19 protein-coding genes are annotated in these 24,331 nt (G+C 66.8%); 17 read left to right on the forward strand and 2 right to left on the reverse strand.

Going from position 1 to position 24,331, the window contains the following annotated elements; all coding sequences use genetic code 11:
• Positions 1 to 308: 308 nt before the first annotated feature.
• Positions 309 to 644 carry an iron donor protein CyaY gene (cyaY, locus tag AC3WQZ_RS31660; protein ID WP_010812358.1) on the forward strand — a complete coding sequence of 112 codons (336 nt, stop codon included), beginning with the start codon at positions 309 to 311 and terminating at the stop codon, positions 642 to 644.
• Between the two features lie 72 nt (positions 645 to 716).
• Here the strand turns inward: cyaY and AC3WQZ_RS31665 are convergent, their stop codons facing one another.
• The gene (locus tag AC3WQZ_RS31665; protein WP_081050290.1) at positions 717 to 3,092 is read right to left on the reverse strand and encodes a penicillin-binding protein 1A; all 2,376 of its coding nucleotides are present in this window, start codon (positions 3,090 to 3,092) and stop codon (positions 717 to 719) included.
• Between the two features lie 402 nt (positions 3,093 to 3,494).
• On the opposite strand from AC3WQZ_RS31665, the gene pilM reads away from it, so the two are divergent.
• From pilM to AC3WQZ_RS31720, 11 genes are all read left to right on the forward strand, one after another.
• Entirely contained in the window at positions 3,495 to 4,565 is a 1,071-nt protein-coding gene (gene pilM / locus AC3WQZ_RS31670) for a type IV pilus assembly protein PilM (RefSeq protein ID WP_454750854.1), read from the forward strand.
• A gap of 17 nt (positions 4,566 to 4,582) precedes the next feature.
• Positions 4,583 to 5,242: a PilN domain-containing protein gene (locus tag AC3WQZ_RS31675; protein ID WP_492301901.1), complete on the forward strand. Its 660-nt coding sequence runs from the start codon at positions 4,583 to 4,585 to the stop codon at positions 5,240 to 5,242.
• Positions 5,243 to 5,244: 2 nt separating this feature from the next.
• A complete protein-coding gene (locus AC3WQZ_RS31680; RefSeq protein WP_010812354.1) occupies positions 5,245 to 5,916 on the forward strand; it encodes a type IV pilus inner membrane component PilO in 672 nt (223 codons plus the stop codon).
• The gene (locus tag AC3WQZ_RS31685; protein WP_011616151.1) at positions 5,913 to 6,464 is read left to right on the forward strand and encodes a pilus assembly protein PilP; all 552 of its coding nucleotides are present in this window, start codon (positions 5,913 to 5,915) and stop codon (positions 6,462 to 6,464) included. Before AC3WQZ_RS31680 ends, AC3WQZ_RS31685 begins: the two co-directional genes overlap by 4 nt.
• Positions 6,461 to 8,587 (forward strand): type IV pilus secretin PilQ, encoded by a 2,127-nt coding sequence (locus tag AC3WQZ_RS31690; RefSeq protein ID WP_492293458.1) that lies wholly within the window; start codon positions 6,461 to 6,463, stop codon positions 8,585 to 8,587. The genes AC3WQZ_RS31685 and AC3WQZ_RS31690 overlap by 4 nt, the downstream gene beginning before the upstream one ends.
• A gap of 222 nt (positions 8,588 to 8,809) precedes the next feature.
• Positions 8,810 to 9,490: a shikimate kinase gene (locus AC3WQZ_RS31695; protein WP_492301902.1), complete on the forward strand. Its 681-nt coding sequence runs from the start codon at positions 8,810 to 8,812 to the stop codon at positions 9,488 to 9,490.
• Positions 9,487 to 10,593 (forward strand): 3-dehydroquinate synthase, encoded by a 1,107-nt coding sequence (aroB, locus tag AC3WQZ_RS31700; RefSeq protein ID WP_010812350.1) that lies wholly within the window; start codon positions 9,487 to 9,489, stop codon positions 10,591 to 10,593. Before AC3WQZ_RS31695 ends, aroB begins: the two co-directional genes overlap by 4 nt.
• A gap of 48 nt (positions 10,594 to 10,641) precedes the next feature.
• Entirely contained in the window at positions 10,642 to 11,778 is a 1,137-nt protein-coding gene (locus AC3WQZ_RS31705) for a deoxyguanosinetriphosphate triphosphohydrolase (RefSeq protein WP_010812349.1), read from the forward strand.
• A 101-nt stretch (positions 11,779 to 11,879) separates the two neighbouring features.
• A complete protein-coding gene (locus AC3WQZ_RS31710; protein ID WP_010812348.1) occupies positions 11,880 to 12,605 on the forward strand; it encodes a transposase in 726 nt (241 codons plus the stop codon).
• Positions 12,606 to 12,893: 288 nt separating this feature from the next.
• Positions 12,894 to 17,699: a glutamate synthase-related protein gene (locus AC3WQZ_RS31715; RefSeq protein ID WP_037023843.1), complete on the forward strand. Its 4,806-nt coding sequence runs from the start codon at positions 12,894 to 12,896 to the stop codon at positions 17,697 to 17,699.
• Positions 17,700 to 17,819: 120 nt separating this feature from the next.
• Complete coding sequence (locus AC3WQZ_RS31720) at positions 17,820 to 19,283, forward strand: glutamate synthase subunit beta (RefSeq protein WP_010812346.1); 1,464 nt, start codon at positions 17,820 to 17,822, stop codon at positions 19,281 to 19,283.
• 76 nt (positions 19,284 to 19,359) lie between these two features.
• Here AC3WQZ_RS31720 and AC3WQZ_RS31725 read toward each other — a convergent pair whose 3' ends face one another.
• Complete coding sequence (locus AC3WQZ_RS31725) at positions 19,360 to 19,899, reverse strand: GNAT family N-acetyltransferase (protein WP_010812345.1); 540 nt, start codon at positions 19,897 to 19,899, stop codon at positions 19,360 to 19,362.
• Positions 19,900 to 20,120: 221 nt separating this feature from the next.
• On the opposite strand from AC3WQZ_RS31725, the gene AC3WQZ_RS31730 reads away from it, so the two are divergent.
• From AC3WQZ_RS31730 to AC3WQZ_RS31750, 5 genes are all read left to right on the forward strand, one after another.
• The gene (locus AC3WQZ_RS31730; RefSeq protein ID WP_037023841.1) at positions 20,121 to 21,209 is read left to right on the forward strand and encodes a Bug family tripartite tricarboxylate transporter substrate binding protein; all 1,089 of its coding nucleotides are present in this window, start codon (positions 20,121 to 20,123) and stop codon (positions 21,207 to 21,209) included.
• A 143-nt stretch (positions 21,210 to 21,352) separates the two neighbouring features.
• Positions 21,353 to 22,171, forward strand: a complete 819-nt coding sequence (locus AC3WQZ_RS31735) for an ABC transporter ATP-binding protein (protein WP_010812343.1) — start codon at positions 21,353 to 21,355, stop codon at positions 22,169 to 22,171.
• Positions 22,168 to 22,947 (forward strand): lipid asymmetry maintenance ABC transporter permease subunit MlaE, encoded by a 780-nt coding sequence (mlaE, locus tag AC3WQZ_RS31740; protein ID WP_010812342.1) that lies wholly within the window; start codon positions 22,168 to 22,170, stop codon positions 22,945 to 22,947. Before AC3WQZ_RS31735 ends, mlaE begins: the two co-directional genes overlap by 4 nt.
• A gap of 63 nt (positions 22,948 to 23,010) precedes the next feature.
• Positions 23,011 to 23,523, forward strand: a complete 513-nt coding sequence (gene mlaD / locus AC3WQZ_RS31745) for an outer membrane lipid asymmetry maintenance protein MlaD (RefSeq protein ID WP_010812341.1) — start codon at positions 23,011 to 23,013, stop codon at positions 23,521 to 23,523.
• Positions 23,520 to 24,331 (forward strand): MlaA family lipoprotein (locus AC3WQZ_RS31750; protein ID WP_492301903.1); only part of this gene is annotated, 812 nt, incomplete at its 3' end. The genes mlaD and AC3WQZ_RS31750, both read left to right, overlap by 4 nt.

Raw genomic sequence — 24,331 nt, forward strand, 5'->3', positions numbered from 1 at the left:
GCATGGCATCGGCGCGGCCCAGGCCCGGATCCGTCACGGTCGGCGGGGTCGGCTCGGGCGGCACTTTGGGCATGGTCAGCGGCCCGCGGATGCCGCATCCGCCCAGTAGGGGCATCGCAAGGGCGGCGGCAAACGCCGATACAATCGCAACACGACGCAGCATCGGGTCGTCCTTTAGGCTGTTGGCAAGGCGTTGGATGGTCCGACGCGCAACGGCCGGGCATCCGAAGGATTCTTAACAAAAAAGCCGTTCGCGCCACGTACGCCCGGTCCGGGCAGCGGCGGCAACGGCGGTTTCGGAGTTTAGCATGCCCCCCTTGAGCGAAAGCGAGTTCCTGGCCCTGGCCACGCAGGAGCTGGACCGCATCGAAGCCACGGTCGAGGCGGCCGCCGACGCGGCCGACGCCGATATTGAGATCAGCCGCACCGGCAACGTGATGGAGCTGGAGTTCGAGAACGGCACCAAGATCATCATCAACAGCCAGGCGCCGATGCAGGAACTGTGGGTGGCCGCGCGCGCCGGCGGCTTCCACTTCCGCCGCGACGGCGAGCGCTGGATCGACACCCGCAACGGCGGCGAGCTGTACGCGGCGCTGTCGGGCTACGTCAGTGAGCAGGCCGGCGCGGCCCTCACGCTGGGCTGACGCAAAGCCTGCCTGGCGGGCAAAAGAAAAGCCGGCCTCGTGGGCCGGCTTTCTGCTGTCTGGCGGCCGTGATCAGGCGCCGCCGAACATCTCCAGGATCTTCTTCTTCTCGGTCTCGGTGTCGGCCGGCGCGTTGGTCGACTCCTCCGGCTTGCCCGGCCACGGATCGCCCAGGCCCACCGAAGCCACCCCGGCGCCGCCGGCGTTCTCTTCGAAGGTCCAGTCGCCGCCCACCATCAGCACGCCTTCCGGCGCCGGGCGCTCGGGCGACTCCGGCACGCCCTTGAGCGCCTTGCTCATGTAGCCGACCCAGATCGGCAGCGCCAGGCCGCCACCGGTTTCGCGCACGCCCAGGCTCTTGGGCTGGTCGTATCCCATCCAGGCGATCGCCACCAGGTTGGGCGTGTAGCCGGCGAACCAGGCATCGACCGCGTCGTTGGTGGTGCCGGTCTTGCCCGCCAGGTCGTTGCGGCCCAGGCGCTGCTTGGCGCTGTTGGCGGTGCCTATGCGCACCACGTCGCGGAGCATGGTGTCGGCGAGAAAGGCGGTGCGTGCATCAAGCACGCGCACGGCGTCGGTGCCGGCGCGTTGCGGCTGGGTTTCGGAGATCACGTTGCCGCGCGCGTCCACCACCTTCTGGATCAGGTACGGGTTGATGCGGTAGCCGCCGTTGGCGAACACCGAGTACGCGCCCGCCATCTGCAGCGGCGTCACGGCGCCAGAGCCCAGCGCCATCGGCAGGTAGGCCGGGTGCTTGTCGGCCTCGAAGCCGAAGCGCGTGATGTAGTCCTGCGCGTACTGCGTGCCGATCGCGCGCAGGATCCGCACCGAGACCAGGTTCTTGGACTTGGCCAGCGCGCGGCGCATGGTCATCGGGCCCTCGAAGCGGCCGTCATAGTTCTTCGGTTCCCACACCTGGCCGCCGGTATCGGGGCCGATCGTCAGCGGTGCGTCGTTGATCACCGTGGCCGGCGAGAAGCCCTTTTCCAGCGCGGCCGAGTAGATGAACGGCTTGAAGCTGGAACCCGGCTGGCGCCAGGCCTGGGTCACGTGGTTGAACTTGTTGCGGTTGAAGTCGAAGCCGCCCACCATCGAACGGATCTCGCCGTCCTGCGGGTTGATCGACACGAACGCCGCGGCCACTTCCGGCAGCTGGGTCACCGACCAGTTGCCTTTCTCGTCCTGGGTCACGCGGATGACCGCGCCGGGGCGCATCTTCATCTTGGGTTGCGCGTTGGACGACAGCGACGGCGCGATAAAGCGCAGCGCCGAGCCCTCGATGGTTGCCACTTCGCCCGACAGCAGCGTCGCCTTCACCTGCCTGGCCGACACGCTGGTGACCACGGCCGAGCGCAGGTCGCCGCTGCCCGGGTGCTCGACCAGCGCATCGTCGATGGCCTGCTCGCGCTCGGCCGGGTCGGAAGGCAGGTCGATAAAGGCCTCGGGGCCGCGGTAGCCGTGCTTGCGCTCGTAGTTCATGATGCCGGAGCGCACCGACTCATAGGCGGCGTCCTGGTCCGGCTTGGTCAGCGTGGTGTAGACCGTCAGGCCGCGCGTGTAGGTTTCTTCGCGGTACTGCGCGTACATCAGCTGGCGCACGATCTCGGCGACGTACTCGGCGTGGGTCGAGAACTCGTTGCCCTCGGTGCGCACCTTCAGCTCGGCATGCACGGCCTGCTCGTACTGGTCGGGCGTGATATAGCCCAGGTCGCGCATGCGCTGCAGGATGTACTCCTGGCGCACCTTGGCGCGGCGCGGGTTGACCACCGGGTTGTACGCCGACGGCGCCTTGGGCAGGCCGGCCAGCATGGCGGCCTCGGCCGGCGTCACGTCGCGCACCGACTTGCCGAAATACACGCGCGCGGCGCTGTCGAAGCCGTAGGCGCGCTGCCCCAGATAGATCTGGTTCATGTACAGCTCGAGGATCTGGTCCTTGTTCAGGTTGGCCTCGATCTTGTACGCCAGCAGCATCTCGTAGATCTTGCGCGTGTAGGTCTTTTCGCTGGACAGGAAGAAGTTGCGCGCCACCTGCATGGTGATGGTGGAGGCGCCCTGCGACAGCCCGCCGCGCAGGTTGGCCAGCCCGGCGCGCAGCACGCCGACGAAGTCGACGCCGCCGTGCTCGTAGAAGCGGTCGTCCTCGATCGCCAGGACCGCCTTTTTCATCACGTCCGGAATCTCGGCGATGGGCACGAAGTTGCGTCGCTCTTCGCCGAATTCGCCGATCAGCACATTGTCCGCGGTATAGATGCGAAGCGGGATCTTGGGCCGGTAGTCGGTGATGGTGTCCAGCGAAGGCAGGTTGGGCGCGGCCACCAGCAGCGCGTAGCCGAGCAGCAGCGCAATCACGACGGCACCGGCGACAACCAGTCCGACCGCCCAGAACATGAGCCGCGTCCAGATCGGACGGCGGGCAGGGTGGGACGGCTTGTGTTGTGCGGTGGCCATAAGGGAAATACCTAGTCAGGGGTGCCCGGGATTATATCTTCCGGCATCGGCCCGCCCGGGCGTACAGTGGTGCGGGCGCCGCTATCGCGCTGTTACAAGATGTAATGTGGCGAATGCGTGCACGCACGGCGATGTTGCGTGCAGCTAAAGGGGTGCGGGCAGGCGCACAAGCGCCCACGGAAGGGAACCCGACGACCGTGGGGTTTTGGCAACGGATTGGTGAGGGGCTTCTCAAAAAGAACTCGGCGCCAGTTCGGCACATTGCCACCGATGCTGGATTTTGTGAGAATCGACCAACATAAAAGAGCAAACGTTTCATTCAAGAAACAAGGCTCGCCCGATTAGAGCGTTCAAGCCAGGGGCGAGTTCAAAAGTCAGGGGGTCACCTTGCGTCGGGGCATTTTGTCGGGGCTTCTACGCCGGACTACGGTCGGTGTGGATATCGGGTCGTCCAGTGTCAAGGTAGTCGAGCTGTCCGTAGGGGGCAGCAGGCAAGACTATCGGCTGGAAAAATGCGCCAGCGAACTGCTGGACCGCAACGCCGTTGCCGATGGCAACGTCATCAATATCGAGGCCGTCGGGATCGCGCTCAGACGCGCGCTGGGCAAGGCCGGCATCCGTTCGAAGGACGTGGTGCTGGGCGTGCCGTCCATGCTGACGGAGTCACAGACGGTCAGCCTGCCGGACAACCTGTCCGACGACGAGCTGTATTCCCAGGTCGAATCCGAGGCGCACCGGCTCTATCCGCCGTCGCAGGCGGTCAACTTCGACTTCGCCGTGATCGGCCCCAGCGAGACCGAGGGCGGTATCGGGGTGCGCGTCACGGCGGCCAACAGCGACCGCGTGCAGGAGCGCGTGACCGCGGCCGAGATGGCGGGGCTCAAGCCCCAGGTCATGGATGTCGAGGAATACGCGGTGCAGCGCTCGATCGTGCAGATGCTGGGCGTGCCGCACGAGATGCCCGAGGCCGATGCGCGCGCGCTGCCGGTGGTGGCGGTGATCCATCTGGGCGGCAGCCGTTCCAAGGCGATCTTCTACCAGGGCTGGAAGGAACTCTACGAGCAGCCGCTGAACAGCTACGGCGACCAGCTCACGCAGAGTGCGGCGCGCATGTTCACCCTCGACGCGCTCAAGGCCGAGATCAAGAAGCGCAAGAACACGCTGCCTGAAGCCTGGCGCGCGCAGTTGCTCAAGCCGTCGCTGGATGCACTGGCGATGGAAGCGCAGTCCGCGGTCGGCAACTTCATCGCCAGTTCCAGCCTGGGCCGGGTCGACGAGATCCTGCTCTCGGGCGGACATGCGTCGCTGCTCGGCGTGCAATCGGCAATCCAGCACCAGACCAAGATCACCACCACGCTGGCGAACCCGTTCGCCAACATGGCGACCAACGCCAAGGTCAACGAGCGCTACCTGCAGCGCGACTTGCCGGCGTACATCGTCAGTGCCGGCCTGGCCTTGCGCGGCCTGCAATAACGCACCGGAGGCATCAGATGTCTACGAACACACTGCCTTCGGTCAACCTGCTGCCTTACCACGAAGCCCGCAAGGCAGCACGCCGCAAGAAGGTCTATACGATGCTGGCCGGTGCCGCGGTGGCTGGCGCTGCCGTGGTGCTGCTGGGCGGCTTCTATATCGACGGGCGCATCGCTTCGGTGGTCGCGCTCAACCACGTATTGAGCACTGAGAACGCCAGGCTGGACGGGCAGATCCGCGAGGTCAACAGCCTGAAGAAGGACATCGACGCGCTGCTGCAGCGCCAGAAGGCGGTTGAAAGCCTGCAGACCGAGCGCAACCGCCCGGTGCAGCTGCTTGAGGAACTGGTGCGGCAGGTGCCGGAGGGCGTCTACCTGACCAGCCTGAAGCAGACCGGCGAGGCCTTCACCATCGCGGGCGTGGCGCAGTCCAACGAGCGCATTTCCGAGCTGCTGCGCAACCTGAGCGGGGTGGCCTGGCTGGACAAGGCCGAACTGGTCGAATCCAAGGCCGTCACCATGACCAACAACCTGCGCGAGCAGCGCCGCTTGTTCGACTTCTCGATGCGCTTCGCGTACCGCGCGCCGGAAGCGGCGGCCGACGGCAAGAAGACCGTGCCGGGCGCCTCCGCACCCGCAGCCGCCCCAGTTCCCGCACCCGCAGCCGGAAAGGCCTGACCATGGCGCTCAATACTGAAATCAACCTGGCCGACCTGACCGGCCAGTTCCGCGGGCTCAACCTGAGCGAACCGGAGACGTGGCCGGCCGCGCCGCGTGTGCTGTTCGCGGTGCTGGCCGCGGCCGTGGTGCTGGTGCTGGGCTGGCAGTTCTACTGGAGCGCCAGGTTCGACGAACTCGACCGCCAGCGCCAGGAGCAGGAAAGCCTGAAGCAGGCGTACCAGTCCAAGGTGGCGCAGGTGGCCAACCTGGACGCACTGCGCGAGCAGAAGAAGCAGGTGGAGCAGCGCGTGGCGCTGCTGGAGCGGCAGCTGCCCAACAAGGCCGAGATGGATGCACTGCTGGCCGACGTCAATCACGCCGGTGTCGCACGGGGGCTGCAGTTCGAGCTGTTCAAGCCGCAGGGGGCGGTGATCAAGCCCTACTTCGCCGAGATCCCGGTGAACCTGCGCGTGACCGGGCGCTACCACGAGGTGGCGCAGTTCAATGCCGACGTGGCGGCCCTCTCGCGGATCGTGTCGATGCAGAACCTGCAGCTGGCCAATACCAAGGAAGGCGGGATGTCGATGGAGGCGGTGGCGATGGCCTACCGCGCGCTCGACCCGGACGAGCAGGCCGCGCAGCGCAAGGCCGCGGCAGCCGCTGCGGCAGCCAAGGCAGGAGGTGCCAAGTGAGCCGCACCGCCCGTACCCGCAGCCTCGCCTGGACCACGGCGCCACGCACATTCGCGGCGGCGGCGCTGGCTGTCGGCCTGCTGGGCGCCTGCGGCGCCAGCGATGAAGACGCCTTGCGCCAGTGGATGGATGCCACCCGCAGCGCGCGCGCCAAGCCGCCCGAGCCGCTGCCCGACGCCCGGCCCTATGTGCCGCGCGAGTACGCCGCAGCCAAGGCGCCCGAGCCGTTCGCGCAGGCCAAGATCGGCGAGCTGAACAAGACGCTCGCGGATTCGCCCGAAGCCGGGCGGCGCCGCGAGCCGCTGGAGGACTACCCGCTCGAGAACTTCAAGATGCTCGGGATGATGAAGAAGCACGGGGAGACCTTCGGCATCGTGCGGGTTGATAACAAGATCCACCATATCAAGGTGGGTCAGTATCTCGGCCAGAGCTATGGCCGGGTGGTCCGCATCACCGATCAGGAGATCGTGCTGCGCGAATTGGTCCGGGAGGGGGTATCAGAGTGGAAAGAGAAAATGACCAGCCTGAAGCTGGAGGTGGCGGCATGACCCTCGCGCGCTGGTACCGTGCGCTCGCGGGCGCCGCAAGGATGGCGATGGCGATGGCGCTGTTGCTGGTGATTGCCGCACCGGCCGCGCTGGCACAAAGCAACCGCATCAAGTCGGTTGACGTCAGCATGGTCGGGGAGCAGACCGTGTTCACGATCGAGCTCGAACGGCCGCTGGCGCAGAAGCCGGCGGACTTCACCACGCAGAACCCGGCACGGCTCGCGATCGATTTCTTCGATACCGGCTTTGCCAACCGGCGCGCGCAGTACGACTACGGCGGCAAGCTGGTCAAGTCAGCCAACGTGGTGCAGATCGGCGACCGTACCCGCGTGATCCTCGACCTCACGCGCAACGCCACCTATCGCACCGACCAGCGTGGCAACTACTTCGTGGTGGCGCTGGATAACGTGGCGCCGGCGCTCAAGAACGCTGCGCCCACGTTTGCGCCGGCTGCGACGCCTGCGGCCGCGGCGGCGCGGCCGTCGGTGCGCAATGTCGACTTCCGCCGCGGTGCCGATGGCGCCGGGCGCGTGGTGGTGGACCTGTCCTCGCGCGATTCGGGCATCAACATCGCGCAGCAGGGCAAGAATATCGTGGTCGATTTCCTCGGCACCACGCTGCCTGACAACCTGCGGCGGCGTTTCGACGTCAGCGATTTCGGCACGCCGGTGCAGGGCATGCACGCCTCGGACACCAACGGCAACGCGCGCCTGACGATCGAGCCGCGCGGCAACTGGGAATACAGCTCGTACCAGACCGATACCCAGTTCGTGGTCGAGGTGCGCCCGGTCAAGGAAGACCCGACCAAGCTGATCAGTGGCCCGGGCTACCGCGGCGAGCGCCTGTCGCTGAACTTCCAGAACATCGACATCCGTTCGCTGCTGCAGGTGTTTGCCGATTTCACCAACCTGAACATCATCACCAGCGAAAGCGTGCAGGGCAACCTGACGCTGCGCCTGAAGGATGTGCCGTGGGACCAGGCGCTGCAGATCGTGATGGATGCCAAGGGCCTGGCCTCGCGCCGCAACGGCAATGTGCTGTGGGTGGCGCCCAAGGCGGAGCTGCAGACCAAGGAGAAGCTGGAACTGGAGTCGCAGCAGCAGATCAATGACCTGGAGCCGATCCGCAGCCAGGTGTTCCAGCTCAACTACCAGCGTGCCGAAGACGTGCGCAAGATGCTGCTCGGCATGGGGGCGGGCGGCGGTGCCGTGGCCGCCGTCAGTACCGCCGGGTCGGCGGGCGCCAGCGCGCGCATGCTGTCCAGGCGCGGTTCGCTGACGGCCGATGCGCGCACCAACCAGCTCTTCGTCTCGGATATCGCCAGCAAGCTGGAAGAGGTGCAGAACTTCATCGGCAAGATCGACATCCCGGTGCGCCAGGTGATCATCGAGGCGCGCATCGTCGAGGCCACCGACTCGTTCAGCCGCAACCTGGGTGTGAAGCTGGGCTTTGCCGGGCAGTACAACAACGCCCGCGTCGGCAACACGTACAACAACGTGCTGCCCGGGGCGACTTCCGACAACGGCCCGTTCCTGAGCCTGCCTGCCGGCGCCATCAACGGCACCAACCCGGCCAATATCGCGGTCAGCCTGTTCAACAGCGCCGCCACCAAATTCCTGGCACTGGAGTTGTCGGCGCTGGAAGCGGATGGCAAGGGCAAGATCATCTCCAGCCCGCGCGTGGTCACGGCCAACAACATCAAGGCGCTGATCGAGCAGGGTACCGAGCTGCCATACCAGGCGGCGACCTCCAGCGGTGCGACCTCGGTGCAGTTCCGCAAGGCCAACCTGAAGCTGGAAGTGACGCCGCAGATCACGCCCGAAGGCAATGTGCTGCTCGATGTGGACGTGAACAAGGACAGCGTCGGCATCCAGACCACTTCCGGCTTTGCCATCGACACCAAGCACGTGCAGACCCAGGTGCTGGTGGAGAACGGCGGCACGGTGGTGATCGGCGGCATCTACACCCAGACCGAGTCCAACGAAACCGACAAGGTGCCGCTGCTGGGCGATATCCCGGTGCTGGGCTACCTGTTCAAGAACAACGCCAAGGTGCGCAACCGCACCGAGCTGCTGGTGTTCCTGACCCCGCGCATCCTGAACGAGAGCGTGTCGCTCCGGTAGGGACATGGCGTCCGGAGGACGCCGGATACAGTAGACTGGCAGGCCGCATCGAGGGATGCGGCCTTTTTTTGCGCGCCGCGGGGGCGGAGACGGCCCGGGACGGGCCAGCCATGTGGGCCATGCCGCATTCGCCACTTGCCGGCCGCGCCACAACATAAGAAGATGATGCAGTTCCCAACCGGGGAGGACGGCCCGCATGCCGCGCTCCCGAACGACAGTCCAGTGACAGCCTCAGCGACAGGCCCGGCGGCACAGCGCCAGGCCCAGGATCGGCGCGATGCCGATCGATCTGACTCCGAGCGACCGGAATCCGATCGACCCAACCTCTTTTTCGTCGGCCTGATGGGCGCCGGCAAGACCACCGTGGGCCGCACGGTGGCGCGGCGCCTGCACTATCCGTTTTTCGATTCCGACCATGAGCTGGAGGCCCACTGCGGCGTGCGCATCCCGGTGATCTTCGAGGTCGAGGGCGAAGCCGGCTTCCGCGACCGCGAGACCGCGATGATCCGCGAGCTGGCCGCGCGCCAGGGCATTGTGCTGGCCACCGGCGGCGGCGCCGTGCTGCGCGCCGAGAACCGCGAGGTGCTGAAGGCCCGCGGCACGGTCGTGTACCTGCGCGCCAGCCCGCACGACCTGTGGCTGCGCACCCGCCACGACCGCAACCGGCCGCTGCTGCAGACCGAGGACCCCAAGGGCAAGCTCGAGGCGCTCTATGCCGAGCGCGACCCGCTCTACCGCGAGGTTGCCGACTTCATCATCGAAACCGGCAAGCCCTCGGTGGCGCAGCTTGCTAATATGGTGTTGATGCAACTTGAAATGGCCGGTTTCCCGATCAATCCCCCGCAGCCGGCCTCCGTGCCGCCGGAAGCGTCGGAGCCGCCGGCGCAGGACCCCAATCCATGATTACGCTTGAAGTCGACCTGGGCGAGCGCAGCTACCCCATCCATATCGGCACCGGCCTGCTGGACAACGCCGAACTGCTGCGCCCGCATGTACGCGGCCAGCACGCCGTCATCGTCACCAACGAAACCGTCGGCCCGCTCTACGCGGCGCGGGTGGAGGCGGCCCTGGCCGCGCTCGGCAAGACCGTGCGCACCGTCACGCTGCCCGACGGCGAAGCCTTCAAGCACTGGGAAACGCTGAACCGGATCTTCGACGCGCTGCTGCAGGCCGGCGCCGACCGCAAGACCACGCTGGTCGCGCTGGGCGGCGGCGTGGTGGGCGACATGACCGGGTTTGCCGCGGCCTGCTACATGCGCGGCGTGCCCTTTATCCAGATGCCGACCACGCTGCTGGCGCAGGTGGATTCGTCGGTGGGCGGCAAGACCGGCATCAACCACCCGCTCGGCAAGAACATGATCGGCGCGTTCCACCAGCCCAACGCGGTGATCGCCGACATCGACACGCTGCGCACGCTGCCCGCGCGCGAGCTGGCCGCCGGCATGGCCGAGGTCATCAAGCACGGCGCCATCGCCGATGCCGAGTACTTCGGCTGGATCGAGCGCAACATCAAGCCGCTGAATGCCTGCGACCCCGACCTGATGGCGCTCGCCGTGCAGCGCTCCTGCGAGATCAAGGCCGGCGTGGTGGCCCAGGACGAGCGCGAGGGCGGCCTGCGCGCCATTCTCAATTTCGGCCACACCTTCGGCCATGCGATCGAGGCCGGCATGGGCTACGGCGCCTGGCTGCACGGCGAGGCCGTCGGCTGCGGCATGGTGATGGCCGCGGACCTGTCGCACCGGCTGGGCTTTATCGACACCGAGACCCGCGCCCGCATCCGCGAGCTGACGCAGGCCGCCAACCTGCCCGTGGTGGCGCCGGAACTCGGTGCCGACCGCTATATCGAACTGATGAAGGTCGACAAGAAGGCCGAGGCGGGCAGCATCAAGTTCATCCTGCTGAAGCAGCTCGGCGAAGCGTTCATCACCACTGTGCCGGACGCTGACCTGCGCGCCACGCTCGCGCACGCCGTGCTCAAACCACCCACCGAGGCCCCGGTCGCCTGACCGATCGGTTATGCCTCGCCACCCCGCCCCAGCCACCGGACGCGCCGCATGACCGACTTTGAAAGCCATCTCGCCCCTTACGCCGCCCGCTCTGCGCAGACGCGCGGGCGGGTGCATGCAGAACCCGCATCGCTGTCGCGCAGCGAATTCCAGCGCGACCGCGACCGGGTCATCCACAGCACGGCGTTCCGGCGGCTCGAGTACAAGACCCAGGTCTTCGTCAACCATGAAGGGGACCTGTTCCGCACCCGGCTGACCCACAGCCTGGAGGTGGCGCAGATCGCCCGCTCGATCGCGCGCAACCTGCGCCTCAATGAAGACCTGGTCGAGGCGATCTCGCTGGCGCACGACCTGGGGCACACCCCCTTTGGCCACGCCGGGCAGGATGCGCTCAATACCTGCATGAAGAACCACGGCGGCTTCGAGCACAACCTGCAGAGCCTGCTGGTGGTGGACGAGCTGGAAGAGCGCTACGGCGGCTTCAACGGGCTGAACCTGACCTTCGAGACGCGCGAGGGCATCCTCAAGCATTGCTCGCGGGTCAATGCCTCGGCGCTGGGCGAGCTGGGCCGGCGCTTCCTGGAGGGCACGCAGCCGTCGCTGGAGGCGCAGCTGGCCAACCTGGCCGACGAGATCGCCTACAACAATCACGATATCGACGACGGCCTGCGCTCGGGGCTGCTGACGCTGGAGCAGCTCGACGAGGTGCCGATGTGGGCCCGCCACCGCGCCGAGGTGGCCGAGGTCTTCCCTGGCGTCAACGGCCGACGCGCGATCAACGAGACGGTTCGGCGCATGATCAATACGCTGATCGTCGACCTGATCGAGACCACCAGCAGCAATATCGCCGCGGCCAATCCGCGCAATATCGACGCGGTGCGCGCCGCCGGCCCGCTGGTCGGCTTCAGCCCGCAGATGCATGAAGAAGCGGCCGAACTCAAGCGCTTCCTGTTCCGGCACCTGTACCGGCACTACCTGGTGATGCGCATGTCGGCCAAGGCGCAGCGCATTGTCGGCGACCTGTTCCAGGCCTTTATGTCCGATCCGCGCCTGCTGCCGCCGCAGTACCAGGCCAGCCATGGCGGCGACCAGTCGCGTCTGATTGCCCACTACATCGCGGGCATGACCGACCGCTACGCGATCCGCGAGCACCGCCGCATCTTCGCGGTCAGCGAAGGCAACTGACGACCGCGTTCCGGCTGGCCCTCCAATCGGCGCGCCAGCCTGCCGCATAAGTGGGGACGGATCAGGCTATGATGCGGGCATCAATGCTCGCATGACCTGTCATGGCACGCCTTCCCCGCTTTTCCCCCGCCGGTCTGCCCGCTCTGGTGTTGCAGCGCGGCAACAACCGCCAGCCCGTATTCCTGGGGCCGGACGACTACCTGCACTACCTCGACTGCCTGCGCATGGCCGCGCGCGAGCATGACCTTGCCGTCCACGCCTACGTGCTGCGGCCTAACCACGTGCACCTGGTGGCCACACCCAAGGAGGCAGACTCGCTGAGCCTGACCATGCAGGCGGTGGGGCGGCGCTATGCGCGCTACTTCAACCGGGTGGCCAGCCGCACCGGCACGCTGTGGGAAGGGCGCTTCCGTTCCGCGGTGTTCGATCCGGCCCGGTGGATGCTGCCGGCGATGCTCTATGTCGAGGGCAACGCGCTGCGCGCGGGCGAGGTCAGCGCCCCCGAGGGTGACCGCTGGAGCAGCTACCACCATCACGCCGGTATCGAGGCCAGCCCGTTTGTGAGCGACCACTCCGCGTACTGGGAGCTGGGCAATACGCCGTTCGAGCGCCAGTCGAACTACCGGATGCTGACCGCCGAGGGCCTGGCGGGCAAGACCCTGGAAACCCTGCGCGCCCATGCCCACAGCGGCTGGCCGCTTGGCGACGAAGCGTTCCTGGCCCAATTGGAGCGGCACGCAACCCGGCGCGTGCAACCGCTGCCGAAAGGGCGCCCCAAAAAGGTGCAAACGGCACCGGTGAATGCGTCAGAGCCGTCGCATAATTAATGTGTCCCCATTTAAATGGATCACCGAAACGGTGCGCAACTTAATATGATCTGACCCCATTTAAAAATTTTGCGAGGCGAACGCGATTCCCATATAGTTGCTCCACCCACAGTCATTGTGCGGCGCGTCACGCTCGTGTACGCCGCTGCGGCCCGCTGACAGCTTCGTCCCCATTTTCCGTCCCGCCGGTTTCCGGTTTGGGTGGAGGAATAAAGAAAACGAGAAAGCGCGCGGTCCCCGTTCCGGTACGCCCAGCCAGTTCGCGCAGCCTTCACCGGAATTCAGCCCGTGGACCAAACGAAAAATCTTTCGGCCCAAGCTCAGGCACAATCGCAGACCAGCGAGTCTTCCCACGCCATTGACCTGCGCCCGCAAGCGCAGGGCATGTACGATCCCAGCAACGAGCATGACGCCTGCGGCGTCGGCATGGTCGCGCATATCAAGGGCAAGAAGTCCCACGAGATCATCTCGCAGGGCCTGAAGATCCTGGAGAACCTGGACCACCGGGGTGCGGTCGGCGCCGATGCGCTGATGGGCGACGGTGCCGGCATCCTGATCCAGATCCCGGACCAGTTCTACCGCGAGGAAATGGCCGCGCAGGGCGTGAGCCTGCCGCCCGCCGGCGAATACGGCGTGGGCATGATCTTCCTGCCGAAGGAACACGCCTCGCGCCTGGCCTGCGAGCAGGAACTGGAGCGCACGGTCCGCCTGGAAGGCCAGGTCGTGCTGGGCTGGCGCGACGTGCCGGTCGACGCCAAGATGCCGATGTCGCCGACGGTGCGCACCACCGAGCCGGTGATCCGCCAGATCTTCATCGGGCGCGGCCGCGACATCATGACCACGGACGCGCTGGAACGTAAGCTCTACGTCATCCGCAAGACCGCCAGCCATGCCATCCAGGCGCTCAAGCTCAAGCACGGCAAGGAATACTTCGTGCCGTCAATGTCGGCCCGTACCGTGGTGTACAAGGGCCTGCTGCTGGCCAACCAGGTTGGCGAGTACTACCTGGACCTGCTGGACCAGCGCGCCGTCTCGGCCCTGGCCCTGGTGCACCAGCGCTTCTCGACCAACACCTTCCCGGCCTGGGAACTGGCCCACCCGTACCGCATGGTCGCCCACAACGGCGAAATCAACACGGTCAAGGGCAATGTCAACTGGATCAACGCGCGCACCGGCGCGATCTCGTCGCCGGTGCTGGGCGACGACCTGCCCAAGCTGTGGCCGCTGATCTACCCGGGCCAGTCCGACACCGCATCGTTCGACAACTGCCTCGAACTGCTGACGATGGCCGGCTACCCGCTCGTCCACGCGATGATGATGATGATCCCGGAAGCCTGGGAACAGCACACGCTGATGGACGACAACCGCCGCGCCTTCTACGAGTACCACGCCGCCATGATGGAGCCGTGGGACGGCCCGGCCGCGATCTGCTTCACCGATGGCCGCCAGATCGGCGCCACGCTGGACCGCAACGGCCTGCGCCCGGCACGTTTCTACGTGACCGAGGACGACATCGTGGTGCTGGCTTCGGAAGCCGGCGTGCTGCCGTTCCCCGAGTCGCGCATCGTTGAGAAGTGGCGCCTGCAGCCGGGCAAGATGTTCCTGATCGACATGGAACAGGGCCGCATCATCGACGACAAGGAACTCAAGGACAACCTGGCCAACGCCAAGCCGTACAAGAGCTGGATCGACGCCGTGCGCATCAAGCTCGACGAACTCGACGCCAAGCCTGAAGACGTTGCCGCCGAGAAGAAGCCCGTGGCCAAGCTGCTGGACCGCCAGCAGGCCTTTGGCTACACCCAGGAAGACGTCAAGTTCCTGATGGCGCCGATGGCGCTGGCCGGCGAGGAAGCCACCGGCTCGATGGGCAACGATTCGCCGCTGGCCATCCTGTCGTCCAAGAACAAGACGCTGTACCACTACTTCAAGCAGCTGTTCGCCCAGGTCACCAACCCGCCGATCGACCCGATCCGCGAGAACATGGTGATGTCGCTGGTGTCGTTCATCGGCCCGAAGCCGAACCTGCTCGAGCTGAACAACATCAACCCGCCGATGCGCCTCGAAGTGTCCCAGCCGGTGCTGGACTTCAAGGACATCGCCAAGATCCGCAATATCGAGCACTACACCGGCGGCAAGTTCCGTTCGTACGAGCTGAACATCTGCTACCCGAAGGCCTGGGGCAAGGAGGGCATCGAAGCGCGCCTGGCCTCGCTGTGCGCCGAAGCCGTGGATGCGGTGCGTTCGGGCTTCAACATCCTGATCGTGTCGGACCGCCGCGTGGATGCCGAGCATGTTGCGATTCCCGCGCTGCTGGCCACGTCCGCCATCCACCACCACCTGGTGGAGAAGGGCCTGCGCACGTCCACCGGCCTGGTGGTCGAGACCGGCACCGCCCGTGAAGTGCACCACTTCGCGCTGCTGGCCGGCTATGGCGCCGAAGCCGTGCATCCGTACCTGGCGATGGAAACGCTGGCCGAAATGGCCCAGGGCCTGTCCGGCGACCTGTCGCCCGAGAAGGCGGTCAAGAACTTCGTCAAGGCGATCGGCAAGGGCCTGTTCAAAGTGATGTCCAAGATGGGCATCTCCACCTACATGTCGTACACCGGCGCGCAGATCTTCGAAGCCATCGGCCTGTCGCGCGAACTGGTGCAGAAGTACTTCCATGGCACCCCGTCGAATGTCGAGGGCATCGGCATCTTCGAAGTGGCCGAGGAAGCCCTGCGCCTGCACCGCGACGCCTTTGGCGACAACCCGGTGCTGGAAAGCATGCTGGACGCCGGCGGCGAATACGCCTTCCGCATCCGCGGCGAAGAGCATATGTGGACCCCGGACTCGGTCGCCAAGCTGCAGCACTCGGTGCGCGCCGACGACGGCAAGGGCGCCTACCAGACGTACAAGGAATACGCCAACATCATCAACGACCAGAGCAAGCGCCACATGACGCTGCGTGGCCTGTTCGAGTTCAAGGTCGATCCGGCCAAGGCGATTCCGCTGGAAGAGGTGGAGTCGGCCAAGGAGATCGTCAAGCGCTTCGCCACCGGTGCGATGTCGCTCGGCTCGATCTCGACCGAAGCCCACACCACGCTGGCGCTGGCGATGAACCGCATCGGCGGCAAGTCCAACACCGGCGAAGGCGGCGAGGACGAGAAGCGCTACCGCAACGAACTGCGCGGCATCCCCATCAAGCAGGGCGATACCCTCAAGGGCCTGCTGGGCGACAACGTGATCGAACGCGACCTGGAACTGCAGGAAGGCGATTCGCTGCGCTCGAAGATCAAGCAGGTGGCGTCGGGCCGTTTCGGCGTGACCGCCGAATACCTGGCTTCGGCCGACCAGATCCAGATCAAGATGGCGCAGGGTGCCAAGCCCGGCGAAGGCGGCCAGCTGCCCGGCCACAAGGTCTCGGACTACATCGGCAAGCTGCGTTACTCGGTGCCGGGCGTGGGCCTGATCTCGCCGCCCCCGCACCATGACATCTATTCGATCGAGGATCTGGCACAGCTGATCCACGACCTGAAGAACGTCAACCCGGTGTCGGACATCTCGGTCAAGCTGGTGTCCGAAGTCGGCGTCGGCACGGTGGCCGCGGGCGTGGCCAAGGCCAAGGCCGACCACGTCGTGATCGCCGGCCATGATGGCGGCACCGGCGCTTCGCCGTGGTCGTCGATCAAGCATGCCGGCACGCCGTGGGAGCTGGGCCTGGCCGAAACGCAGCAGACGCTGCTGCTCAACGGCCTGCGCAACCGCATCCGCGTGCAGGCCGACGGCCAGATGAAGACCGGCCGCGACGTCGTCATCGGCGCGCTGCTGGGCGCCGATGAATTCGGCTTCGCCACCGCGCCGCTGGTTGCGGAAGGCTGCATCATGATGCGCAAGTGCCACCTGAACACCTGCCCGGTGGGCGTGGCCACGCAGGATCCGCAGCTGCGCAGGAAGTTCCAGGGCAAGCCTGAGCACGTGGTCAACTTCTTCTTCTTCGTTGCGGAAGAAGCCCGCGAAATCATGGCCCAGCTGGGCATCCGCAAGTTCGACGAGCTGATCGGCCGCGCCGACCTGCTCGACACCAAGCCCGGCATCGAGCACTGGAAGGCGCGCGGCCTGGACTTCGGCCGCATCTTCCACCAGGTCTCGCTGGGCGCGGACGTGCCGCTGTACCACACCGACGTGCAGGACCACGGCCTGTCGGCCGAGGCCGGCAAGGCGCTGGACCACGTGCTGATCGCCAAGGCCCGACCGGCGATCGAGAAGGGCGAGCGGGTCTCGTTCATCCAGCCGGTGAAGAACGTCAACCGTACCGTCGGCGCGATGCTGTCGGGCGTGGTGGCGCGCCAGCATGGCCACGAAGGTCTGCCTGACGATACCATCCACATCCAGCTGCAAGGCACCGCCGGCCAGTCGTTCGGCGCGTTCCTGGCGCACGGCATCACGCTGGACCTGGTGGGCGACGGCAACGACTATGTCGGCAAGGGCCTGTCGGGCGGCCGCGTGATCGTGCGCGCTCCGCATGAGTTCCGCGGCGACCCGACCCGCAACATCATCGTCGGCAACACCGTGTTGTACGGTGCTATCGCCGGGGAAGCGTTCTTCAACGGCGTGGCCGGCGAGCGCTTCGCGGTGCGCAACTCGGGTGCGGTGGCAGTGGTGGAAGGCACCGGCGACCACGGTTGCGAGTACATGACCGGCGGCACGGTGGTGGTGCTGGGCGGCACCGGACGCAACTTCGCGGCCGGCATGTCGGGCGGCGTGGCCTACGTCTACGACGAGGACGGCCTGTTCGACAAGCGCTGCAACACCTCGATGGTGGCGCTGGAAGCAGTGCTGGCTTCGGCCGACCAGGAGAAGGGCCAGCCCGAGGCTTCGTGGCACAAGGTCGACGGCAAGCGCCAGCTGGATGAGGTCATCCTGCGCAACCTGATCGAGCAGCATTTCCGCTACACCGGTTCCGAGCGCGCCAAGGCGCTGCTGGCCGACTGGACCACGGCACGCCGCAAGTTCGTCAAGGTCTTCCCGACCGAGTACAAGCGCGCGCTGGGCGAGATGTACGCCAAGGAACAGGCCGCCCGCGACAGCGACCGCGAAGCCATCGCGGCCTGAGCGAGCGCAACGCAACCACGCAGAGGGGCCGCGGCAGCCGCCGCGGCCCTGACAAGATTCTGACCCCACCGCAGGGCTGGCGACGCCGCCGGTCCCGCGCAGCATGACCAAGGACGCAACATGGGTAAGGCGACTGGCTTTCTCGAATTTCCGCGCCAGAACGAAGGCTACGAACCGGTAGTCAAGCGCGTGAAGCACTACAAGGAATTCGTGTTCGCGCTGTCCGACAGCGAAGCGAAGATCCAGGGTGCGCGCTGCATGGACTGCGGCATCCCGTTCTGCAACAACGGCTGCCCGGTCAACAACATCATTCCCGACTTCAACGACCTGGTGTACCGCCAGGACTGGAAGTCGGCGATCGAGGTGCTGCACCAGACCAACAACTTCCCCGAGTTCACCGGCCGCATCTGCCCCGCACCGTGCGAGGCCGCCTGCACGCTGGGCATCAATGAACTGCCGGTGGGCATCAAGTCGATCGAGCACGCCATCATCGACAAGGCCTGGGAAGAGGGCTGGGTCAGGCCGCAGCTGCCGCGCCACAAGACCGGCAAGACCGTGGCCGTGGTCGGCTCCGGTCCCGCCGGCATGGCTGCCGCGCAGCAGCTGGCACGCGCCGGCCATGACGTGACCGTGTTCGAGAAGAACGACCGCATCGGCGGTCTGCTGCGCTACGGCATCCCCGACTTCAAGATGGAGAAGACGCTGATCGACCGCCGCATCGAGCAGATGCAGGCCGAAGGCGTGACCTTCCGTCCGGGCGTGATGGTGACCGACGGCGAACTGCCGGCCGGCATCAAGAACTACGCCCGTGAAACCATCTCGGCCCAGGCCCTGATGGACCAGTTCGACGCCGTGGTGCTGGCGGGCGGCTCGGAAGTGCCGCGCGACCTGCCGGTGCCGGGCCGCGACCTGGCCGGCATCCACTTCGCGCTGGAATTCCTGATCCCGCAGAACAAGGAAGTGGCCGGCGACGGCGAAAACGAGATCCGCGCCGAAGGCAAGAACGTGATTGTGATCGGTGGCGGCGATACCGGCTCCGACTGCGTGGGTACGTCCAACCGCCATGGCGCCACCTCGGTGACGCAGTTTGAACTGCTGCCGCAGCCGCCGGAAGAAGAGGACAAGCCGCTGGTGTGGCCGTACTGGCCGATCAAGCTGCGCACCTCGTCGTCGCACGATGAAGGCTGCGAGCGCGACTGGTCGGTCGCCACCAAGGAATTCATCGGCGAGAACGGCAAGGTCACCGCACTGAAGGCCTGCCGCGTCGAATGGAAGGATGGCCGCATGCAGGAAGTCGAAGGCAGCGAGTTCATCCTGCCGGCCGACCTGGTGCTGCTGGCGATGGGCTTTACCAACCCGGTGGGTTCGATGCTGGAAGCGTTTGGCGTGGATACCGATGCGCGCAAGAACGCCAAGGCCTCGACCGAGGGCGAGCGTGCCTACCACACCAACGTGCCCAAGGTGTTCGCCGCTGGCGACGTGCGCCGTGGCCAGTCGCTGGTGGTGTGGGCGATCCGCGAAGGCCGCCAGGCCGCGCGTTCGGTCGATGCCTTCCTGATGGGTCACACCGAACTGCCGCGCTGATTCACCCCGGCAGGAACAAGAAGCCCGCCTGGCGCAAGCCGGCGGGCTTTTTGTCGTCCTCGCGCCGGCGCAGCGCTCAGTCGGCCAGCGTGCGCTCCATCAGCACCGCACTGGCGCCGTAGCTGGCCAGCTTGGGCGCATGGGCGGTGGCCGTGTGCGCCGCCACCGGGACGTATCCGAGCCTGCGCCACCACGGCGCCGCCGACTGCACCGCGATCAGCCGCGAACGCCGCAGCCCCGCCGCGCGCGCGGCCGCCTGTGCCGCGGCGTACAGGCGCGGCGCCAGGCCGGCGCCGCGTCCGGCGGGCGCCACCGCCATGTCGTGCACGAACCAGGTGAGGGCGTCCGGCGCGGCGCCATGGCGCCAGCCGTGGTCGAGCACGCCGTCCAGCGGCGGCAGGGTGGCTTCGGGCCAGGCGTGGGTAAAGAGATAGGCGGCAAGCGCGCCGGGATGTCCGGGATCGTCCGCGACCCAGCAGGTGGCGGGGGACAGCGCCAGCCGGCTTGCCAGCGCGGCCTGGCTCTCCAGCAGGACTTCGGTATAGCAGCTGGCTTGTACCGCCAGCACGGCCGGCAGGTCGGCTGTGACCATCGGCCGCACGGTGAAAATCGTCATCGGCCGATTATAGCCGGCGAGGTCCGTGCATCCTGGCCATGGCGCGTTTGGCAAGGCCTGGCGGGGCCTTCAGGGTTCTCCCGGCTATGGTTTACGTGCCTGTGGTGCCCTGGGCAATGTCCTTACAATTTTCAAAAAACAACTAACGGAAACTGCCTCGCAAATCCTTTTTCCCCAGAACCAGCTTGCCGCCTCCTCAGGGGACCGGCCGGAGGAAATTGATGCCCGAAGTGCGCAATTTGTCGCGGCTTTGGCGAGGTAAAGCGAAGTTCGCGCCGCGCCCCCCAATGGGCGCAGTCCGGCGCTGGCTCCGGTCTTTCCTGTGCCTGTACGCCCTGGGGTGTGCCACGCTGGCGCTTGCGGTGCCAGCCATGCCGGCGCATGCGGGGACCCAGCAGCTCGCCCGCAGCATGTCGTTCCCCGACCGCCCGATGCGCCTGATCGTGCCATTCCCGGCCGGCGGTGTTGCCGATGCGGTGGCGCGCATGCTGGCCGAGCGCCTCTCCGTCCGGCTGGGCGTGCCGGTGGAGGTCGACAACCGGCCCGGCGCCGCCGGCACCATCGCCGGCGACGTGGTCGCCAAGGCCAGCTCCGATGGCCACACCCTGTTGTTGCACCAGGCCAATATGCTGATCCAGCCCGGACTGGAGCCGGTGCCGTACGACGTCGTGCGCGATTTCACGCCGGTTGCGCGCGTGGCCACCACGCCGCTGTTCCTGGTGATCGATGCCCGGCTGCCCATGCGCACGCCGGAGCAATGGATGACCGCGGTCAGGTCGAACCCGGGCTCCTACAGCTATGGCTACGGCCAGCCGGGCAGCCCCTCCCACCTGTACGCCGAGTACGCCGTGCGCGGCATCCGCAGCGGCGTGCCGCTGGTCACCGCCAAGGGTGAGGCCGCCGTGGTCCAGGAGATGCTGGCCGGCCGCGTCAGTGCCTGTTTCTGTTCGTTTGCCGCGGTCCAGGGCCAGGTCAGAAGCGGCGGGCTGCGCCTGCTCGGGGTGACGGGCGTGGCCCGCTCGCCGCTGGCGCCGCTGGTGCCGACGCTACAGGAGTCGGGGCTGGAAGGCTATGCCGCGGCTGCCTGGTTTGGCGTGATGGCGCCGGCCAAGACCCCGCGCGCGATCGTCGCCAGGCTGGCGGTCGAACTCGACGCGGTCATGTCCGAGCGCGAGGTGCGTTCGCGTCTGCAGGCGGCGGGGGTCACGCCGCTGCGCGATTCGCCGGAGGCGTTTGCCACCGCGATCCGCTCGGAATCTATCCAATGGCAGGTGATCCTGAAGGACGTCTCGCCGATACAGGAGCCTTGAGCAGCAAAGGGATGGGCAGGTTTGGGGGGCTAGGGCAAGTCTGAGAGGCTCTCCCGACGGGGGCATGTGGCGCGGGGCACACGGGCGCCAGCAGGGCTAGGTAGTACACCTTATAATGCGCGACTGTCCTGACCGGTGCCAACGTGACCGATTCTGCTCAAAACCTCGTCGAACTGACTGCGGTGGACTTCGCCTATGCGGACCACGGCAAGCCGATCCTGTCCGGCCTGACCATGCAATTCCCGCGTGGCAAGGTGATTGCGGTGATGGGCGGCTCGGGTTGCGGCAAGACCACGGTGCTGCGGCTGATCGGCGGCCAGGTCCGTCCGCAGGCAGGCACGGTCAGCTTTGCCGGCACCGATATCCACACGCTGGATACCCGCGGCCTGTACGCGGTGCGCCGCCAGATGGGCATGCTGTTCCAGTTCGGTGCGCTGTTTACCGACCTATCGGTGTTCGACAATGTGGCGTTCCCGCTGCGCGAGCACACCGATCTGCCCGACTCGATGATCCGCGACCTGGTGCTGATGAAGCTCAACGCGGTCGGCCTGCGCGGCGCGCGCGACCTGATGCCGGCGCAGATCTCGGGCGGCATGGCGCGGCGCGTGGCGCTGGCGCGCGCGATTGCGCTGGACCCGGCGCTGCTGATGTATGACGAGCCCTTTGCCGGGCTGGACCCGATCTCGCTCGGGCTGACCGCGCGCCTGATCCGCAGCCTGAACGACGCGCTGGGCGCCACCACGATCATCGTCTCGCACGACGTGCACGAGACCTTCCAGATCGCCGACTACGTCTATTTCATTGCCGACGGCCGCATCGTCGCGCAGGGCGAGCCCGAGGCGCTGCGCGCCTCCACCGACCCGTTCGTGCACCAGTTCGTCCATGCCGAGGCCGACGGCCCGGTGCCGTTCCACTACGCCGGACCTTCGCTGGCCGAGGATTTCGCCGGAGGTGTGCGGTGACGGACTTCTTTATCACCATCGGCGCGGCCGTGCGCCGCAGCGTGTCGGGGCTGGGCCGCGCCACGCGCATGTTCCTGACACTGCTGGGCCTGTCGCCGGCGCTGCTGCGCCGCTTCCGCCTGGTGACCGACCAGGTCTTCTTCGTCGGCAACCTGTCGCTGGTGATCATCGCGGTGTCGGGCCTGTTCGTGGGCTTCGTGCTTGGCCTGCAGGGCTACTACACGCTGAACCGCTACGGGTCCGAGCAGGCGCTGGGGCTGCTGGTGGCCTTGTCGCTGGTGCGCGAGCTGGGCCCGGTGGTGACCGCGCTGCTGTTCGCCGGCCGCGCCGGCACCTCGCTGACGGCCGAGATCGGCCTGATGAAGGCGGGCGAGCAGCTGACGGCCATGGAAATGATGGCGGTGAACCCGCTGCAGCGCGTGATCGCGCCGCGCTTCTGGGCAGGCGTGATCGCCATGCCGGTGCTGGCGGCGATCTTCAGCGCGGTCGGCATCCTGGGCGGCTACGTGGTGGGCGTGCAGTTGATCGGCGTCGACGCCGGCGCCTTCTGGTCCCAGATGCAGGGCGGCGTCGACGTGCGCGCCGACGTGCTCAATGGCGTGATCAAGAGCTTTATCTTTGGCATCGCCGTGACGTTTATTGCCCTGTACCAGGGCTTCGAGGCCAAGCCCACGCCGGAAGGCGTCTCGCGCGCGACCACCCGCACCGTGGTGATTGCGTCGCTGGCCGTGCTGGGGCTGGATTTCCTGCTGACCGCGCTGATGTTCAGCAACTGACGCGGGCCATACCAACGACAAGACAGCGACAAGAACACTACGGGGTTGAAGAAAGAGATTCCAATGAAAAAGAACGCACTCGATTTCTGGGTGGGGCTGTTCGTGGCGGCGGGGTTCGTCGCCGTGCTGTTCCTGGCCCTCAAGGCGGGGAACATGAGCGCCTTTTCCTTCCAGGACACCTACAGCGTGCAGGCGCGCTTTGACAACATCGGCGGGCTCAAGCCGCGCGCGCCGGTCAAGAGCGCGGGCGTGGTGGTCGGCCGCGTGGCGGCGATCCGCTTCGACGACAAGACCTACCAGGCCACCGTCGAGATGAGCCTGGAGAAGCGCTACCAGTTCCCCAAGGACACCTCGGCCAAGATCCTGACATCCGGATTGCTCGGCGAGCAGTACATCGGCCTCGAAGCCGGCGGCGACACCGCCATGCTGGCCGAAGGCGCGCGCATCACCATGACGCAGTCGGCCGTGGTGCTGGAAAACCTGATCGGCCAGTTCCTGTACAACAAGGCGGCGGATGCCGGCGGCGGTGCGCCGGCCGGTGCCAGCGCGCCGGCGCCGGCAGGGGACCTCAAATGAGCGCTGCGCCATCGTTCTGCAAGGGCCTGGCCGCAGTCGCTGCCGCTGCCGCGGCCGTGCTCGCCGGTTGCGCCACTGGCCCCACCGCCAATCCGAAAGACCCGCTGGAGCCGTTCAATCGCGAAGTCTCGAAGATCAACGAGGACTTCGACAAGGGCATCCTGCGCCCGGTGGCCCAGGTCTATGCCGACTACATGCCCACGCCGGTGCAGCGCGCGGTGGAGAACTTCTTCTCCAACGTGAGCGATGTCTACTCGGCGGCGAACAACCTGCTGCAGGGCAAGCCCACCCGCGCCGCCGAGGACACCATGCGCGTGGCCATGAACACCGTGCTGGGGATCGGCGGCCTGATCGACATCGCCACCCCGGCCGGCCTGCCCAAGTACAAGGAAGACTTTGGCCAGACGCTGGGCGTGTGGGGCGTGCCGCCCGGGCCGTACCTGGTGCTGCCGCTGTTCGGGCCCAGCACCGTGCGCGACACCGGCGGCATGCTGGTGGACCGCAGCTTCGACCCGTCGGCCTATCTCTATCCGGTATCGCTGCGCAATTCACTGACCGGCGTGCGCATCGTTGCCGGCCGGGCGCAGCTGCTCGGCGCCAGCAACCTGCTGGAGCAGGCGGCGCTGGACAAGTACTCGTTCCTGCGCGATTCCTACCTGCAGCGGCGCCAGTACCTGGTCTACGACGGCAACCCGCCCGACGGCGACGAGGATGCGGACAGCGCCCCGGAGACCCCGACGGCGCGCCCTGAAGCCCCTGCCGGGACCGAAGGTGAAAAGCCCGCCACGCCCGCCACGCCCGCCACGCC

This window comes from Cupriavidus sp. FW305-26 (genome assembly GCF_058787975.1).